We start from the raw sequence: 18,081 nt of genomic DNA, 5'->3' as shown, positions 1-18,081 counted from the left end.
GAAGATGGTTTATTTCTAAACTACTTTAGCTTCTAAGCCACCGTCCCCAATTTTTTTAACATATGCAACATACACTTTATCTGGAAATATAATGGGTTGGTATCCACTAAGCGAGTCAGGGCTATCTTTGAAGCGGGCCAAAAAGAGTTTGCAAGTAGGATATGCTTGAATAGCAACCAATTCATATCCATTTGCTTATTAGCATAAGTCTATGGTAAAAAAGTTATTTTTATAGAAACTTGGTTCAATAAAGACTTTATTCAAATAAAATAATTACCACCTATCATATCATCACTGAGATAAGTGAGTATCTCTGAAAGACGTTATCACCAAAAGAAAAATGGAACATAATAATCAAGGATACAGTGATATGCCAAGAAGAGAATTAAAATTAATCATTGTTTCATTTGTTCTATTTTTATTTCCTAGTTTTTTATTAGCACAACATGAACATCATACGAATGCACCACCCAGCATCACTTTATCAACCCCAAATATTCCCTCTAAGATAAAAAAAGGCATAAGAAAAAAAGTAATTCATGGGGCTATGCTTCCCGCTGTCAATAAAGAGCGTACTATCAATTTAGTGATAGAGTATAAAATGGTGAACTATGCAGGGAAGATGAGACGCGCAATTTCTGTAAATAATCAAATTCCAGCACCGACACTTCATTTTAAGGAAGGAGAACACGTTAGGATCAACGTTTACAACAAATTAGATCAGGGATCATCAATTCACTGGCATGGGCTTCTTGTACCTTGGCAAATGGATGGAGTGGAAAATATTAGTCAAAAAGCGATCCCGCCCGGCGGAGTGTTCCATTACCGCTTCACACTTCATCAAGCAGGGACCTACTGGTATCATGCCCATGCAGATGTGCAAGAACAAGAAGGACTTTATGGGGCGTTTCTCATTGATCCAAAAACACCGGTTCCTTATTCTTATACTAGGGATTATGTGGTTGTTTTATCGGATTGGAGCAATTATCCCGCCAACCAAATTTTTGCTAATTTAAAGAAGGATGGGGATTATTTTTCACCAAACCTTCCCCTGCAGCCTTCCTTAGCTAAGTTTATTCACGATTATCGTAGAGCTAATGTTAAGGAGCGCAAAGCCCTTATGAATGACTATAAAATGATGCAGCAAATGCGTATGAGCATTTATGACATCAGCGATGTAGCCTACGACGCGTTTTTATTGAATGGTCACCCTAAAACCAATCCCTGGAAGGCGCCGGTTAAGGTGGGCGATGTTGTTCGTCTTCGATTTATTGGTGCTGGTGCCAGTACCATTTTTCGGGTGAAAATTCATGATACAACAATGAAAATGATGCATGTGCAAGGCAATGATGTTAAGCCTTTTACGCTGAAAAGTTTTGATATTGCTCCTGGAGAAACATATGATGTTCTGGTCGCGATTAAAAAAAATACGCCTCATATTATTTATGCTGAATCTATTGATACTGTAGGAGCAGCGGTTGGCGCTTTAGTCACATCATTTAACCAAGCCATAGATTATAAAGCAATACCTCCTTTTCCCGAACCTGAGCCCACTACACGCCAAATGATGGCTAATATGATGATGTCAGGGATGAATCATGATTCGATGTCATCGCATGCCAGGATGAAGCATGGGCAAACAGAATCTAAGATGCACGGAATGGAAAAAAATAGGATGCCGATGGGCCATTCAATGAATATGTCATCTATGGATATGTCATCTATGGGGCATCCGCAGAGGAACTTCTCTGACATTGATAAGACCTCAATGGGTATGGAAGGGGATATGGCCATGGATAAACCCATGAGTATGCCTTTAGAGTCAACCATTATTGGAGATGCCATAACTCCTATAGATAAAAAAACATCTTCTAAGACACTAGGAACCAAATATCAAGATTTAAAAGCTGCTGTAAAAACCAATAACCCAAACCGAAGCGTGGATGGGGTTATTCGGATGGAATTATTTGGTTATATGGACCGTTTTATATGGTTTATTAATGGATTGCCTGAATACAGAGCCAAACCCATTTTAATTGAACCTGGGAAGCGTTATCGAATTATTTTTACCAATAATTCTATGATGCGCCATCCCATGCACATTCATGGTCACTGGTTTATACTGCGTAATGGCCATGGGGCTTATGACCCTTTATTACATACCATTAATGTTCCACCCGGCGCTACTGCGGTAGCAGACTTCGACACCGATGCGAGTGGTCAGTGGTTTTTTCATTGCCATCATCTCTATCATATGATGGCCGGAATGGCACGAGCTTTTCAATATGAAACGATTTTAGAAGTAGCAAAAGGACTTAAAAAGCCCGAATACGAAATTGCAAAGACTGGTTATTATAATAGACCGATTGTCAGAGTCGATGAACTCGTTCCAATAAACAAGTCTTTAATTTCTCATCCTGCAGGTCATCATGCACGATTTTATTTTGCTAGTTCACTTGATATTGGCGAAGATCCTTTCAATAATGTCCAACGGTTGACCTATCTTGGCTTATATGGGCCCGATTATAATAAGTTAGAGTTATTTGCCAATGATGCGGAACTTAGTGAAGGAGAGGTGGAAAATGCAGATATAGACATTTTTTACTGGCATCAAATCAGTCAATTTTGGGCAATAAAAGGCGGGGCAAATTATTTTAATCGACCGGCTGTTTCACCTTATTGGCAACCAGGTATTGGTGTAGAAGGGATTATGCCTTATTTTATTGCGACCAATCTACGTAACTATTACTACAAGGGAAGTGCTAAATTCGATTTGGAATTATCTAGAGACACACAAATAACGAATAATTTCTTTTTGCGTTTAGGTGTCCGTAGTATTCTAGCCACTAAAACGGTAGATGGAGTAGTTGGAAACGGATTAAATCAAATGCGCTATGTGATCAGACCTTATTATCGCTTAACCCCAGGTTTAAATCTTACCGTTGAATTTGAGCGTGAGCAAGCCTATGGTTCTTATAAAACGATTCTTAACAGTTTAGGGCAGGAGGCCAGTGAAAATACGCTTACTTTTGGTTTATCCATGTTATTTTAATAGAGTTAGAACATATATGGCAATTGCATGTTTGGCATTAGGTGGTTAATTTTTACCCTAAAAACAATAGCTTGAATGATTTCTCAACTTCGCTAAATTATCAATATCCTAGGCTATCCTAAGGACAGAAAGTGGTCTCCTGTGTCGTTCATTTCTTCATTATTTAGCTTTTGATTATCCAACTCTTTGTTTCTCTTTTGCATCAATAGTTCATGATATGCTTTTTTTCGCCTTTGGACGATTAAATCAATGCGCTTTTGTTTGGCCTCTGCAAAAAAATTTAGCATAGTTTGGGTTTTTATATTTATTTTTTCGTCTGGATCATTCCAAGGCTCTTTATATAAAGTCTCCCGTACTGTTGAACTGGTATACCATTGACCATGAAAAAAAGAATACTTTTTATTATTCAGGGAAGGACAAAAAAGGGTGCCAGTATAATAATCAATATCCGCGTCAAATAAGACTATATTTTTGTGAAATTCTTTTGCTATAGCTTTCTGATTACCTTGATTGTTGCAAAAATAAAGCTTTATATCCCTAACTTTAGAATGTACATAGACAAAATCAGAATTAAAACGATCTGCTATTTTATCAATACTCAAGTAGGCCGTTTGGCTGCTAATCGGATAAGTGCTGGCCAAATGAAAATACTCTAGTAAATGATTAACCCCGTGTGCAAGTATATAAATGGTGAGCTGCTCCTGCTTTATGGATTTATAATTGATTGGATTGCCATGTTGTAAGATGAGTATTTTTTGATCTTTAAGTGTTGTTTTCCAATGGATTGCGTTGGAAACGAGATCATTATGTTCATGGAATGGGATATATAGAATTATCATTTTTTTACATTTTATATGAGCAATAGCAACTTTTTATTCAGAGCTTCTAAGAAAAGGTGATTGTACCAGTTTGAGAATAAATTGTTCACATCGATTTAATTGTTCCAGTTCTACGAATTCATTAGCACGATGTGCTTGTTCAATACTACCGGGGCCACAAACAATCGTGGGTATTTTTGCTTGTTGAAATAATCCTGCTTCAGTAGCATAAGCGACTTTTAATAGTTCTTCGGTCTGACAAATGGCCTGGGCAACACGCACAATAGGTTCCGATAAGGGTGTATCCAGTCCTGGTGCTTTAGCGAGTGTTTCTAGACTCAGATGTGCGCTCACTTGATCTTTATGTAGAGCAGGAATTAGTTGGGCATTTAGGTAATTCATGATTTGTTGATATAGTTGTTCTGGGTTATCTGCCACTAAGTTTCTAATTTCAAAAACAAATTCACACAGGCTGGGAATTGTATTATAAGCATTTCCACCCTGAATGAGGTTGGTGGAAATTGTAGTGTAGGGTACATCGTAAGAGGTATCATGATGTCCTTGAGTTTTGAGCTGATCCGCCATATGGCGAAGATAAGTAATGAATGATGCAGCATGTTCTATCGCATTACATCCCTGAGGGGTGAGTGAAGAGTGGGCCGCCACTCCGTGAATTTGGCAGCGATAGCATTGTATGCCTTTATGCCCGATCACCGGTTGCATTGAGGTGGGTTCACCTACGATACATGCTTTGGGTTTATAATTTAAATGAGTCATTTTCTCAATAAGGCTTGGTGCGCCAAGACAACCAATTTCTTCATCGTAAGAAAAAGCCAAATGTATGGGAAAATCTAGATTAAGTGCTCTCAACTGTGGAATGAGAGTCATAACTACAGCAATGAAGCCTTTCATATCACACGCTCCTCTACCATATATTTTCTCGTTTTTGAGCGTTGCTTGAAATGGGTTGCTATCCCATGATTGACCATCCACGGGTACTACGTCGGTATGGCCAGACAAAATAAGACCCCCATCGAGGTGACCATGCCGATCAGGGAGGGTTGCAAGTAAATTTGCTTTAAGACCTTTATTGTCATGAATTAAAATGGGATTAATATGATAATCATTTAATGCATTAGCTAATGTTTCTATTAGTGATAAATTGGAATTGCGTGAGGTCGTATCAAAAGCGATAAGTTTTGTTAGCCAATCCAGAGTATTCATAATATTCCCGTATCGAAGTAAGCAATTGTCATTCAAGCATATTTAAGCATTATAATCCTTCTCAAGGGGTAAAACATCTAAAAATCCGCGCTCAAATTTTTCTTAGATTTTAGGGATAATTCGCTATGGATATAGATGCGAAATAGATATTCATCGTGAAATTCTGCATGAATTGTCTACAATCAGGAGAGTAGGGCTTTAACCTGCAAGGTAACCATCCATTTTTGACTGGCATAAGGATATGAGCAATGAAAAGAATGATCGCAGTTCAGGTGAATCAATCTGGAGAATGGGAAACTGTTGAAAAAAACTTAGTAAAGCCGGAAGCAAATCAAGTTCGTATTAAAGTTGAAGCATGTGGCGTATGCCATTCAGATCTATTTGTGAAAGAAAATTTATGGCCGGATCTTCAATTACCTAGAATTCCAGGGCATGAAATAGCTGGGATAATCGACGAAATTGGGCCGAATTGCACCAAATGGAAACCAGGCCAAAGGGTTGGCGTCGGTTGGGCTGGAGCACGTTGTGGACAATGTCTCCCTTGTCGACATGGTGATTTTATTCTCTGTGAACATCATCAGATTACCGGATTACATTATGATGGTGGCTATGCACAATATATGATAGCTCCTTTAGAAGCCCTGGCATCGATTCCCGATGAGCTTTCCTTTGCTGAAGCGGCACCATTAATGTGTGCAGGGATAACAACATTTAATGCACTGCGACATAGCGTTGCTCGTGCGGGTGATTTAGTGGCAATACAAGGAGTAGGGGGCCTTGGGCACCTAGCAATTCAATTTGCTAATAAAATGGGATTTAAAACAGTTGCCCTTTCTTCAGGTGCTGACAAAGAAACACTTGCTAAAAAGTTAGGTGCTCATATTTATTTAAATTCTAATGAGCAAGATGTCGTTCTCGAGTTACAAAAATTAGGCGGTGCTCGAGTTATTCTGGCTACTGCTCCTAGTGGAAAATCAATTACTCCTTTAATTAATGCTTTAGGAAATAAAGGAGAGCTTCTGATTGTGGGAGCCTCTAATGATCCAATTGAAGTTATTTCAACTCAGCTTATTGGTAATAATCGATCGATTAAAGGCTGGCCATCTGGTAGTGCAATAGATATAGAAGAAACATTACAGTTTTGTGCATTGACCGGAATTCGTCCCATCATTCAAACATATTCACTTGCACAAGCGGACAAAGCTTTTAACGATATGATGTCCAATAAAGCTCGATTCCGCTCCGTCATCGTAATGCAATGATATTAAGTGAATTTATTGTTCTATACTTAATCAGGATCATTTAAGTTCATTTCAAGGAGTGAAATTATTATGAAAAAATTATTCTTATTTATTTTTTCGTTTACGATGATCAACGTGGTTTCCTATGCTAGTAAAATTGTAATTACCGGTACTCCTATTTTTTTGGAAAAACAAGGTGATGTTTACTATGTACCTAATGATTATAAATCGACTAAATCATATTATTATGTCAATTTAAATGGAGCACGGCAGGTATGCTATATGGACAAGCAACCTGAATTATCTGCCTTGAATCATACGACACTTGAAGTGAATTACATCGGCTCAACGTTGAGTTGGATTTGTTACCCATTGGATACTAATTATTTTGAAACTCGATAAAAATCTTATAGCGCTACGAAATGTTACGCACTGTTTAAGTTCTAAATTTCTTACCTATGTTCCACGATTTGTCTGCGGGAGCATTATATTGGAGGATTATAGATCCCTGGACAATCTGCGCGATAGGGAAGAAGATGCGTCAAGTAGGAAGAAGGTGAGCGGGCTTCAGCCAGGCTAGAATCAAAGAGCCTCGACCCACTTATTTTCCTTGTTTTGAAGTGACTAAATTGAGTCCATTAACTACTTCCTGAAGCATTTTTAAATGAATCGGTTTGGTTAATACTTTCTTCATTTCTGCACACGCGGGATTATTTCCTGTTTCACCGGAAGTAGTTAATCCAATAATTGGCAAAGGAGTTTTTTTATCACGTTGTTCCCTATCCCGAACACACTGAACTAGATTTCTACCTGAAATACCAGATATCCCTATATCCGTTATTATTAAGTCAAAGTTGTTCGTTTCTAACAACTCTAAAGCATGTTCGCCATCGATTGCCGAATAAAATGGATATCCTGCTTGTTCAACAACATTTTCAATCATGTGTAGGGAGATGATATTATCTTCTACGAGAAGAATAAGCGGGGCATCCGATACGGATTGATTCTGCGGTGATTTTGTTTCGTTATAGCTGAGGTTATTGATCTCGTTATATCCAATTTTCATTGTGAGGTTAAAATAAAAAGAAGAGCCTTTTCCTACTTCGCTTTCTAAATGGATCTCTCCGCCGAGTAGGCTTAAGTATTTTTGGGCAACATGAAGCCCCACACCATAACCACCGTGCTGACTTTTATAAGAAGGCATAGCTCGAAAGAAGCGGTCAAAGATTTTATCCTTTAATTCATGGGGGATACCAATTCCGGTATCGATTACACTGAATCGCAACTGGGCATAACTATTTTCATGAGAAAGAGTCTCAACTTTAATGGTAACAATCCCTGCATCAGTGAACCTAATTGCATTTCCTACTAAATTTAATAAAACTCGATGTAATTTTGTTCCATCAGTAATAAAACTATTTGGTGCTGTATCATCAATTTCGATATTCAGCTGAATTTTTTTCATTTCCAGACTGGGTTGCACAAGATATGCGATATCGTTAATGCTTTTGCGTAGTTCAAATAATTCTTCGTGGACGTCACTTTCCCTGAGATTATCTGCCGCAACAACTTCCATTACACCATTTAATAAGTCTAATAATTGTTCTCCACTTTCGTGGATCCAACGCGCATATTGTTTTCTTTCAGGATCCTCTGCTTTCTCTTCTAAAAGCCGTGACATCCCAACAATACCGCTTAATGGGGTATGGATATCATGACTCATGTTTTCAATAAATTCAGTTTTAGCCTGATTTGCAACCTCAGCGTTTTCCTTGGCACGACGCAGGGCAACTTCCATTTTTTTGCGTTCGGTGATGTCCAGAGAAATACCCAAAACCCCAACAGTCTCATTCTTTTGGTTCCGTAAAGGGACTTTTTGGGAATAATAAATACCCATTCCATTTGCCATAACTGCGTATTCTTCTGCAGTGTGAGGTATACCCGTTTCCATAACTAAGGTATTGACTTTATTCAATTCTTCTGCTTGATCTCTCCATGGCATATCATAATTGGTTTTTCCAACAATTTCTTTCCTGGATTTTAAACGAGCGCTTTTAGCCTGGAGATCATTACAACCTAAAAAAACATTATTTTTATCAAGCCAATAAACATGTCCAGGCATTAATGCAATTATATTTTCATAATAATCGTGAACCGCTTGTAATTCATTTTTGAATTTCAGTTTTTCATCTTCGAGAGAACGAGTTAACTTCTGAATTTCTTCGTCTTTTTGATTAATAATTTTGTACAATTCTTTTATTTTTTCTGAATCCATTATCCACCATATAATATGACTTAATAATCAAAATAGCTGCATTATTAAGTAAAAATATTGCTGAGCGACAGTATATTAAATGGACTCACTCTTAAAGAGTATAGTAATCTCCAAATAATCTGGCTCTTAAAAGTAATTAGTGAGGATATTATAAACTATTTATAAAAAAATTGGTTATTTTTTTTTCAAAATGCATTATACTATGTCTATAATTTTCTGATTGATCAGTAAAAAACTTTGATTATAAAAATAAAAAAAATTAATTTAAGTACGTAACATCATGATTTAAATAATTTTAAAGTAATAGAGTGAAGTACTAGCGTACAGAAGTGTGAGAAATAACGCTAAGGAAATATTAGATGCCAAAAATTAGAGGTCCAAAACACGGCAAAATTATTACCGCAAGTTTTGATTCAAAAGATAACAGTAAAAGTCGTTTTCCTTCATTGAAGACTACAAAAGATTTAATCCTTTTAAGCATTAAAGGAAACGAGTATTGTACGGGTGAATATTTAAAAGCCATTGTGCAACAAGCTGTTGCTGTGCACCAAACGGGTGTTAATTATACAGGTGCTCAAGGTAAAGCAACATTTTTGATAGCTGATGAAATTTATTGGCATAATATGGAGGGATCCCCATCCGGCGAGGATGAACATACTCTTAAAAAGAAAGCCATAGAGTTGGGTGAGCAATATTTAAAAAGTAATCTTAGTGCTTTTTTAGAACCTTTAGGGCTGACTCCAGAAAGTTTTAATAATAATTATCCTTGTTCTACAATGGATGAAAAAATCGAAATTATCAATAAGCTAGCAGCGCAGCAAGGCAAAAATTTTGAAATAATGCGTTGGCGTACTTGGGTTGCTCAAGATAATTTTGAGAAAACTTTAGAAGAAATAATGCCTCTTTATAGCTCTGTAGAAGGGCTCAAAATAGCCATTGACAAAACAAGTGCCGATTTTGTGAGTCGTCATTCCCAAGAAGGGGATGACCCCAAAACCTCCCTTCTCCGTTCTCAACATTACCTTACTGAAGAAAGTCCTTCTATTATGTTGTTAGGGGCTAGCTTAGGTTATAATTTTGTTATCTATCCAGGTAGTATCTTACCTCCGTTTGAAGCAACACGAGAATACTTTGTGGTTGAAAATCATGTGGCTCGCATTGAAAAAGGTGAGAATATTAAAAAGGAATGTACTCATAATAAATTTTGCTTTCATGTTGAGGATCCTTCTCGTTATGTCAACTGGTTAGAAGTTAACTTTAAAAGAAGCGAGGAAAAAATATCTGAAATAAAAGTAAGACCTAACAAGAACATTACTTTTTTCGCTCCTAAAACAACACCTACAGCAATAACCTTTAACGGGCTAAAGGATACGGAAACAAAAGACGAACAGGGTATGGAACTTGTACCTCAAAAAGATGTGTCCGACATAATACAGGGAATTTATCTGGCTTTTCAGAAAGAATACCTTGCTAAGAAAAAATCAAATTCAAACCAATCTTCACCTGAGTTGACTCAAATATTTGAGGGTATAACCCAAGGGGTTTTAGCAGCTGATATGCCTATGGTAGATAAGATTGGTTTGTTAACATCTATTGTAGATACCTACGTTAATCGTAATACTTCAGAACATCCCGTTCCGAAACATCTCCCTATAATGTAACTAAAGCCCCCTATAATAGGGGCCTTTAAGGTAATAAGTATCAATTATTTCAACATATCGGGAGTGAATGGCTGACCATTTACAATCATCTTTTGATTTTCTAGTTTAAAGGTCAATACATAATCGTTTCCCTCAATCTTTAAAACACCTTTGTTAACAAGATCTTGGAGTATTTTTTCTGCCTTATTTGCTGCTTCATTGTCAGGGTTAGACAAGATTTGTGTTGGGTTTGTTGAGCCAGATGACGTTACTTGGGTCTCTGGATTGGCTTGGGAATTGTTGGAATTGTTGGTGAGATCACTTTTAATCGATGCGGTCATCAGTGCTTTTACTGTAGTTCTAGGTGCCTTAAAACAACCCTCACCCTGCATCTTTTGCATTACTTGAGCTAGGTCATTACCATCACTTTTAGGTACGGATAATCTAAAATTACCTATAATTTTCCCATCTGGTAAACTCAAGGACATCTCAGAAAGTTCTAATACGGCCCCTTTGGCAACGAGTTTAGGTAATTCTGTTGCGAATGCTAGTGAAACCAGATTAGGGTCGCTATTCTTTTGAATTATATTAAATTCTTGTTGATTGATTTTCGCTACAATGTCTGGATCCAGATTCCTAAAATTCAAGTGTAAAATGCCTGGTCCATAATTCCGATTATTAGTAAATAATTTTTGCAACGACAGTCTAAGGTCGACGTTCAGTACATCATTACTTGTGTAAGAGCTTGCTGAGAAATCAAATCCATTAAGCTCAAAGTTTTTTGCACCAGCTAGATTCACTGCAATAGCAGGAATGTTAAAACGGGTTTGGCCAAGCCATAACCATTCTTGGTGTCTTTTAAATTTATAATCATAAGTGATTTCGCTAATCTTAAAAACAACATTACTTTGATTGTTCGCAGGATTACTGGCTTTCCCGTTCAATCCTAACAGTCTTAAGTTTCCATCGATATGATCAAGATTAGAAGAAACGCACATCAAGGAGGTTAAACCTTGCCAGTCGAACTGAAAATCTCCCTCATTTTGTCCAATCTTACCTTGTAGGGAAAAAGAAGGAAGCGTATATCTGAACACTGTTTTATTCAGGTAATTTATAAAAGCTTCATAATGAGTTTCAGGTTGCGTTGTAATGAGACCTAATCCAAAACGTATGCCATTAGGTGTTGTTAAAAAAGGTCCATGTTTGATGAGGATAGGTATATCCATATTTAAATCAACCGGCGGCTCTGTTTTAGTAACCCCATCTTTATCAGTTGTACTTTGAGCTGGGATATACATCTTAAGTGTTAATACCGCTTGAGAGGAAAACCAGCCACGATGGTATTTATTAAGGTAGACACTAAATGCGGAGGTTTTAGGCATTGAGTTTATATTTTTACTTAGAGTGCTTTTTATTGCGAAACCAATGAAATAGTAAGCTATGAGGATAAGCACCACTAAAGATAGGATAAATACAGGCCATTTTTTCATAAGTACCCAAATTAAAAATCCCTTTGTTAATAGTATTTAGACTAAAAATTTTATTTTGTAAATTAAATAGATATTGGTTAGAACTAAGTTTCAGTAAAAGTTTTTTAAGGAATAACACTTCCAGTAAAGACCAGAATGCTCTGGCCTTTATGATTGTTTAGTGATTAAAATTTAAAAAACTGCCGAGCGCCTCTGGAGTTGATTTAGGAATTGGTGCAAAAAATGAATGATACATAGTTTTACGCATATAATTCTGATAACCCATGGATTCGGAGATGTTTTCTTGAAAATCTTTCAAATTCCTAAGTTTTAATTGATAACCCTCTTCCACCATATTCCTAAAATGGACATCATCCATGCTGGAATATAATCCCCCTAATTCTGCCCAGACTTTTTTAGTAACTTCTTCTTTTATTGTTTTCCAAATAGGTAATAAATTGTTTTCAAGGAGTAAAAATAATTTCATTAGCTCCCTGTATTCATGTGCTGTCTGGGGGTTAGTTAAGGGCTCTAAATGGTTCATTGCTACATGTTCAATAATTTTATCCCTCCGTGTAGAGATGGCAAAGCTTAATGCTTTTTCAAGTGGAACAAAGTCATCAAGACTCGATTCATAAACAAGAACCTCACCTGTTTCAAACTCATAGAACCAGCCATGAAGAGTGAGTTCTTTATTTTTTAATTTTTCGGCAATTAATGGATAGGATTTTAAATGTTCCATCTGAGTCAGAATGTTTAGCTTAGTAGCCTGAAGTACTTTTAAATTGAAATCTTCCGAATGAAAATCATTAGAATCATTCATTTGTTTTAAGACAGAATGTGAATGAGAAAGCCAGGAGGCGACTTCCGGTAAACGCTCATTGAGACCGGGGGTTAATAAACCCTTCATTGCCCCGCAGTGTGAATGACCACAAATAATAATATCCGTTATGCTATGAAGCTCACTTAAAGCAAACATGAGGCCGGCAGCTTCACTCGATGGAACATGAGGAGGGGGAATAATATTGCCTACATTACGAATGACAAATAAATCACCGGGTTTTGCTTGCGTTAAAAGATTGGGTAATAAACGTGAATCAGAACAAGTGATGAATAAAATCTCAGGGCTTTGACCTACGCTCAATTGTTTGAAAATGCCTTCCATTTGTTTAAAAGATCCATCTTGGAACTGACGGACCCCCAGCATCAATTTAATTAACATAGGTGCTCCTTTTTTAAGTAGAAAACAGGTTGTGCGAAAAAAGAATTATCCTATTAAGTTAAGGTATTATTTCATAATCGTCAATTTATATAACAAAACTGTAAAGTGCTCTTTAGGGTATTCTGGATATTCCATAAATAAATACTATTATTTTAATAGTTCCATAAATCTTCAGAAGGATTTTTTGATGGACTTCCCGGGTGTTACAAGCGCTCAAATAGAAAATAAGCTTATAACCGAGGCATATAAAAAATTTTATGTTCTAGTAATTGCGGATTTTTTTGCAACCATTATTTTTGCCTTAATTATTTGGCCCCAAGTAAATAACAAATTTTTAGTAGCCTGTTGGGTACTGTTAATGTTTGTTTTCAATCAATTATTAAGAGGCGTGTTCTTATTTCGGTACTATCAGCAGAAAAAGAAAGAGAGTTTATTTAGTCCTTCTTTTTGGAAAAATTATTTTATAATTAATAACTTACAATCTGGAATCTTATGGGCTTTAGGTGGATTTTTATTTCTTTATATAGAGAATCCTCTTTCGCGAATGGCTATTTTTGTCTATCTGATTGGACTGATTGGAGCCCCCGCAGCTAAATTGCTAACCATCCACAGTGCTTTTCTTGCGTTCATGGTTCCAATATGGTTGCTCCTGATTTTTTTATCAGTATCCATTACACCTTCAATATCGTTAATCTTATTTCTGGCGACGGTGCTCTACGCAGTTGTTGTGCTTTATGGAACCACAATGGTAAATCAATTTTTAATGAAGTCAATTTATCTGGAGGTATATAGTTCGAATCTTTTATCCGATCTAAGACGCAGTGAAGAGAGTTTTCGCAATACGATTGAGAATGCACCTATTGGGATGGCTCTTGTAAAACCTGAAGGAAAATTCATCCATACGAATCGGACGTTGCAAGAAATTTTGGGGTACAGCAGTGAGGAATTAAATAGTAAGAATATACTGGATATTACTTATGCTGATGATATAGCTATGACACAAGATGCTTTGGATAAGCTTCTAAAAGGCGAGTTACGCATTTCACACATGGAAAAACGTTATATTCGAAAAGATGGCAGTATTATCTGGGCGATGGTTAGTGCCACGTTAATTCGGAATGAGAACGGAGAACCTGATAATTTTATTATGCAAATGAAAGACGTCAGTGATCGCATTCAAAATGAAGAAAAAATGCGGGAGCTGAATGAGAAAACGATGGAAACTTTAAATGAATTGAAGTTATTGGAACATGATGAAAGTTTATTAAATAAATTAAATCGTTCCTTGCAAATTTGTATTACAACAGAAGAGGCCTATCCACGAATTAATCTAATCGCCCAAGAGTTATTTCCTGATTTAAGCGGCGGCTTATCCATTTACAACAAGGGAATGAATCAAATGGAAACTGTTGTACAGTGGGGAACAGAACAATTACTCCCCAAGACCTTTCTTACCATGGATTGTTTTTCAATTCGTGAAGCAACTATCAACGTGATTGATGATCCAAATAAATCAGTTCCTTGCTCCCATTATAAGACCCCTCCTCAAGGAGGAAATATGGCATTACCACTCATGGTGCAAAATGAATTAATTGGGGTTATCCATCTACTTGCTCCGAAAGGAAAAAAGTTAACACAACATCAACAAGACATGGCAAATTCATTTGGTAATATCGTCAAGCTTGCCATTGCGAATATTAATTTGCGCGTATCTTTAAGTGAACTATCATTACATGATCCATTAACTAATTTATATAATCGCCGGTACTTAAATGATATTTTATCTCGAGAATTAATTCGAATTGCTCGAGAACAAACTTCATTGTGTGTGGCGATGCTCGATATCGACAACTTCAAGAAATTTAATGATACATATAGTCACTTAGCTGGGGATGAAGTTCTTAAATTGATCGGAAAAATATTGAAGGAAAGCTTCCGCGAAAGTGATATTTCTTTCCGCTTTGGAGGCGAAGAATTTGTTGTTGTGTTGTTAAATACAACATTGAATAATGCGGTAAGTAAAATGGAAGAACTATGCGAACGAATAAGAACCGCACCCATATTTTTTAAAGGTCATCCTCTAAATAAAATTACCATCTCCATTGGCGTAGCAGAAGCACCAAAACACGGTGCTACTATTGACGAGATAATCAAGGCTGCTGACCATGCGCTTTACGCAGCGAAACAGTCCGGTAAAGATAAAGTAAGAGCCTATAATTCATAACGAATTCATATTTTGAAGCAACACTTCAAAATATGAATAGGGTAACCCAGTTAAATATTTCCCAACGGATTGTCTGAGCGTACTGGATTCCTAAGTTCTTCCTCAAACGTGTTCGTCAACATTTCTCCTATTTCAGGGCGTGGCTTACTGGTTATGACCCCTTTAGTAAGTTGCTCACCAATAAAGCAGACTAGTTCATCAATAGTGATCCGAACTTTGGCTGGTTGATTCAATAAAAAGCTTTCAAGCTGAATTGTTAACTCTTCGAGGGCCTGGTTAAAATAATTTTTTGCTCCTGCAATATCAATAGCCGCGCTAGGGATAGGACTTTGTGGTGCATTACTAAAGAGTCTATACGAATTTATCAATCTCGAATGTTGGATGCCTATATTTCTGAATTTTTCAATGGCTCTGTGGTGGTGTGGATCTATTTTAAATACTTGTTTATAAAGATCATGAGCTAACACAATTGCATTTTGTTTTTGGATATAATGCGCTTTATATTTATTGAAAAAATCCGCTATTAGACAAAGTAAATTGGCTAAAAATCTTGGATCCCTTGAGTGAGCGGTTATTTTCTCTAATCCGAGTTGAAGCGCCCTGCTATGGGGAAGTTCATCTTCTGCTTGTAATTGGGGATGGGGGCTAAAAAAAGTTTGTGTTGGCATTCCGTCAAAAACACGGGAGCTAAATGACTGACTGATTGAGGGGCTTTGTGTCATCTCCTGATCAGAGGTCAGCGTATTTTCTGGTGAGAGAGGCAGAGGAATCCCTGAGGGTTCAGGTCCGCTTTTTTGAAGCTCTAACAGCATATCGACAGGACAGGTACTGGCATCGATCACATCAAATTGAAAGGGTTGGGGATAATCGCTAAGATCTTCTAAGTCCGAGGAGTTAGTTTCCATAACGTCTGGCATATCATCCTCTAACTCATTTTCCTTTTCCTTTTCCTCTTGTGGTACTATATCAAGTAAATTTTGAAGATCTTCTAGGATAGGATTGTCTCGTTCCTCTTTCGGAACCAAATCATAAAGTGCCTTGCATTCACTAATAAGACCATCCGTATCTTGACGATTGAAAATTGCTACTCTCGCGACATAGCTTAGAAGTTCTAGTTTGCGCAAGGGAGATCTGATAGTCCTTTCTAAAAGATTATGTTGGTTTATATACTCAGATATTACTTGGAGATAATTTCCATCTTGTGTTTTTTTATAGAGACGCTCAAGTAGATTTAAATATCCTAAACTGCTTGAGAGTTTAGGAGTGCTTTCTGTTTTTATCTGGAATTGAATGGCTCGCTTCATCCACTCAATGGATGGTGAAATGCTCTCTAAAGTGACTTCTTCATCATCTTCTAATTGATCCGCTAACTCGTCACTTACCTTCTCACAAACTGTTGCACATAATATGTTGACCCGTTTAACTACGTCTTCTTGGTTGCTAAATGCGTGGCGGGTTTTTTTAAGATGCTCCTTGTGGGTTAGTTCCATCTCATGAAACAAACCAGGGAGATCCCGCCAATAGTTTGTAACTGCCTCAAAATTCGCAGTTAGAGCTTCACGTTGTATTATTAATAATTTGGTACTTAGAATTTCGGAGAGTACATAAACCAAAGCATCATAAAAATCAGCATGCCGCGTTGTTTGAGCAGCAGCATGTAGTTGCAATGTTTTCAGTGCCTCTGAATAATGTACAAGTGCATCCTCATATCGTCCCTCATTGTATGCCTTATCGCCTTCTTGTTGTCTGTACGTATTAAAGTAAAATCCCATAATGAAGATCCAGAAAAAATTGATATTGTAGCTTAGCAATTTTTTTAATCAACAAGGAAATATATAATTTCAATTGTTCATAATTGGAAAGGAAACTTTCATAAATAACCCAGAAACGGTTTTGACTAGTAGTTAGGGTTATTTGAGCGTATTCTGATGGAAAGGATAAAAATCATTAAATTTATAGAAAGGAAATCGGGATGCTTTTTACCAAGATACTTAATAAAGAAAATGATTTAGATTTACAAGGACGCGTCTACTACCGCTCTGATAAGCGACCACCAGAAGTTATTTTTAAAGAAGGATTTTCTCCAAAAATTACAGAGTTTGAGGCAGAGTGGTGGAAAGAAGCAATTAAATATAGAGGATATGTTAATAATCGAGGAATTGACGATCGAGCGGTGGATGCGGATCCCGCGGTCTGTGTCTGTATGAGTACCAAGTTTGAGAGTGCTGCGATTTTTCCCCTCAATAATGAAGATACTTATATTTATGCCATCGCACTTCCTGATCTTACACAAACTGAATACATCGGCTCCACAGGGCAAGTCAGTTTATCAAGAACTAAAAATACCCCAGCGCACAATACAGAAATTGTGGTTGATTTAAATGGATTACAAATAGTTCAGACAAGAAATATTAATGAGTTTTTTAATTCATCAATGTCGCTAAGTGCAGGGTGGCCTCTCTATGCTTATGAAGCCTTGGCATATCGTGTATTGCCTCGATCCATTATTTGTGCAATTAAATGCATTAGAACAGACCTAGATGTGAGGCAAAACGATACACAAAATTTAAAAATGTCGTTAGCTAAAAAAATTACCCCTATTGGACCGATAATGAAAAATTTGAATTTTTGTGAAGCACAATTAATGCGAATTGGTTCAGCAGATCAAATATCTCTTAGGATAATGGATTATGGTCCACAAAAAATCCAGGCAATTCAACACATGACTCTATTGAAACAGAATAATGAGCTGCAAACTCCTAATGTTTATTATGGATTAGGAGGAAAAACTTTTTAGTTGCTTAAATGAGATTCTCACTAAAATGAGCAGCATCCTAATACAGTAAAGCATAACGAAAAAAGAAACAGCTTATTATTTTTTATGATTCTCTTTTCCCAATTTAATTGTTCTAATTT

12 protein-coding genes are annotated in these 18,081 nt (G+C 36.8%); 6 read left to right on the top strand and 6 right to left on the bottom strand.

Features of this window, described 5'->3' with window-relative positions; genetic code table 11:
- Nucleotides 1-370: 370 nt before the first annotated feature.
- Entirely contained in the window at nt 371-3,052 is a 2,682-nt protein-coding gene (locus ACWTE2_RS21035) for a multicopper oxidase domain-containing protein (RefSeq protein ID WP_454784212.1), read from the top strand.
- Between the two features lie 113 nt (nt 3,053-3,165).
- On the opposite strand, the gene ACWTE2_RS21030 is transcribed toward ACWTE2_RS21035, so the two are convergent.
- Entirely contained in the window at nt 3,166-3,891 is a 726-nt protein-coding gene (locus tag ACWTE2_RS21030; RefSeq protein WP_454784211.1) for a hypothetical protein, read from the bottom strand.
- Nucleotides 3,892-3,924: 33 nt separating this feature from the next.
- Nucleotides 3,925-5,094: an acetylornithine deacetylase gene (gene argE, locus ACWTE2_RS21025; protein WP_454784210.1), complete on the bottom strand. Its 1,170-nt coding sequence runs from the start codon at nt 5,092-5,094 to the stop codon at nt 3,925-3,927.
- 248 nt (nt 5,095-5,342) lie between these two features.
- Here argE and ACWTE2_RS21020 point away from each other — a divergent pair, with 248 nt between their 5' ends.
- Both ACWTE2_RS21020 and ACWTE2_RS21015 read left to right on the top strand, forming a co-directional pair.
- Entirely contained in the window at nt 5,343-6,356 is a 1,014-nt protein-coding gene (locus ACWTE2_RS21020) for an alcohol dehydrogenase (RefSeq protein WP_454784209.1), read from the top strand.
- 69 nt (nt 6,357-6,425) lie between these two features.
- Nucleotides 6,426-6,737 (top strand): hypothetical protein, encoded by a 312-nt coding sequence (locus ACWTE2_RS21015; protein WP_454784208.1) that lies wholly within the window; start codon nt 6,426-6,428, stop codon nt 6,735-6,737.
- A 199-nt stretch (nt 6,738-6,936) separates the two neighbouring features.
- Here the strand turns inward: ACWTE2_RS21015 and ACWTE2_RS21010 are convergent, their stop codons facing one another.
- On the bottom strand, nt 6,937-8,610 hold the full coding sequence (locus tag ACWTE2_RS21010) for an ATP-binding protein (RefSeq protein ID WP_454784207.1): 1,674 nt from the start codon (nt 8,608-8,610) through the stop codon (nt 6,937-6,939).
- Nucleotides 8,611-8,969: 359 nt separating this feature from the next.
- Here ACWTE2_RS21010 and ACWTE2_RS21005 point away from each other — a divergent pair, with 359 nt between their 5' ends.
- Nucleotides 8,970-10,271, top strand: a complete 1,302-nt coding sequence (locus ACWTE2_RS21005) for a hypothetical protein (RefSeq protein WP_454784206.1) — start codon at nt 8,970-8,972, stop codon at nt 10,269-10,271.
- A 44-nt stretch (nt 10,272-10,315) separates the two neighbouring features.
- On the opposite strand, the gene ACWTE2_RS21000 is transcribed toward ACWTE2_RS21005, so the two are convergent.
- The gene (locus ACWTE2_RS21000; protein ID WP_454784205.1) at nt 10,316-11,740 is read right to left on the bottom strand and encodes a YdgA family protein; all 1,425 of its coding nucleotides are present in this window, start codon (nt 11,738-11,740) and stop codon (nt 10,316-10,318) included.
- A 157-nt stretch (nt 11,741-11,897) separates the two neighbouring features.
- Complete coding sequence (locus tag ACWTE2_RS20995; RefSeq protein WP_454784204.1) at nt 11,898-12,941, bottom strand: carbonic anhydrase; 1,044 nt, start codon at nt 12,939-12,941, stop codon at nt 11,898-11,900.
- A gap of 187 nt (nt 12,942-13,128) precedes the next feature.
- Here ACWTE2_RS20995 and ACWTE2_RS20990 point away from each other — a divergent pair, with 187 nt between their 5' ends.
- Nucleotides 13,129-15,165, top strand: a complete 2,037-nt coding sequence (locus ACWTE2_RS20990; RefSeq protein ID WP_454784203.1) for a GGDEF domain-containing protein — start codon at nt 13,129-13,131, stop codon at nt 15,163-15,165.
- A gap of 50 nt (nt 15,166-15,215) precedes the next feature.
- On the opposite strand, the gene ACWTE2_RS20985 is transcribed toward ACWTE2_RS20990, so the two are convergent.
- The gene (locus tag ACWTE2_RS20985) at nt 15,216-16,937 is read right to left on the bottom strand and encodes a hypothetical protein (protein ID WP_454784202.1); all 1,722 of its coding nucleotides are present in this window, start codon (nt 16,935-16,937) and stop codon (nt 15,216-15,218) included.
- Nucleotides 16,938-17,137: 200 nt separating this feature from the next.
- On the opposite strand from ACWTE2_RS20985, the gene ACWTE2_RS20980 reads away from it, so the two are divergent.
- Entirely contained in the window at nt 17,138-17,962 is an 825-nt protein-coding gene (locus ACWTE2_RS20980; protein WP_454784201.1) for a hypothetical protein, read from the top strand.
- Nucleotides 17,963-18,081 lie beyond the last annotated feature (119 nt).

The organism is Legionella nigrisilvae, assembly GCF_977063395.2.
This window is presented reverse-complemented; position numbering and strand designations above follow the sequence as displayed.

What these genes read in the sequence shown, in the direction of transcription:
- argE (WP_454784210.1), bottom strand. Translation starts at nt 5,094, where the DNA reads ATGAATACTCTGGATTGGCTAACAAAACTTATCGCTTTTGATACGACC.
- ACWTE2_RS21030 (WP_454784211.1), bottom strand. Translation starts at nt 3,891, where the DNA reads ATGATAATTCTATATATCCCATTCCATGAACATAATGATCTCGTTTCC.
- ACWTE2_RS20980 (WP_454784201.1), top strand. Translation starts at nt 17,138, where the DNA reads ATGCTTTTTACCAAGATACTTAATAAAGAAAATGATTTAGATTTACAA.
- ACWTE2_RS20990 (WP_454784203.1), top strand. Translation starts at nt 13,129, where the DNA reads ATGGACTTCCCGGGTGTTACAAGCGCTCAAATAGAAAATAAGCTTATA.
- ACWTE2_RS21015 (WP_454784208.1), top strand. Translation starts at nt 6,426, where the DNA reads ATGAAAAAATTATTCTTATTTATTTTTTCGTTTACGATGATCAACGTG.
- ACWTE2_RS21020 (WP_454784209.1), top strand. Translation starts at nt 5,343, where the DNA reads ATGAAAAGAATGATCGCAGTTCAGGTGAATCAATCTGGAGAATGGGAA.
- ACWTE2_RS21005 (WP_454784206.1), top strand. Translation starts at nt 8,970, where the DNA reads ATGCCAAAAATTAGAGGTCCAAAACACGGCAAAATTATTACCGCAAGT.
- ACWTE2_RS20995 (WP_454784204.1), bottom strand. Translation starts at nt 12,941, where the DNA reads ATGTTAATTAAATTGATGCTGGGGGTCCGTCAGTTCCAAGATGGATCT.
- ACWTE2_RS21000 (WP_454784205.1), bottom strand. Translation starts at nt 11,740, where the DNA reads ATGAAAAAATGGCCTGTATTTATCCTATCTTTAGTGGTGCTTATCCTC.
- ACWTE2_RS21035 (WP_454784212.1), top strand. Translation starts at nt 371, where the DNA reads ATGCCAAGAAGAGAATTAAAATTAATCATTGTTTCATTTGTTCTATTT.
- ACWTE2_RS21010 (WP_454784207.1), bottom strand. Translation starts at nt 8,610, where the DNA reads ATGGATTCAGAAAAAATAAAAGAATTGTACAAAATTATTAATCAAAAA.
- ACWTE2_RS20985 (WP_454784202.1), bottom strand. Translation starts at nt 16,937, where the DNA reads ATGGGATTTTACTTTAATACGTACAGACAACAAGAAGGCGATAAGGCA.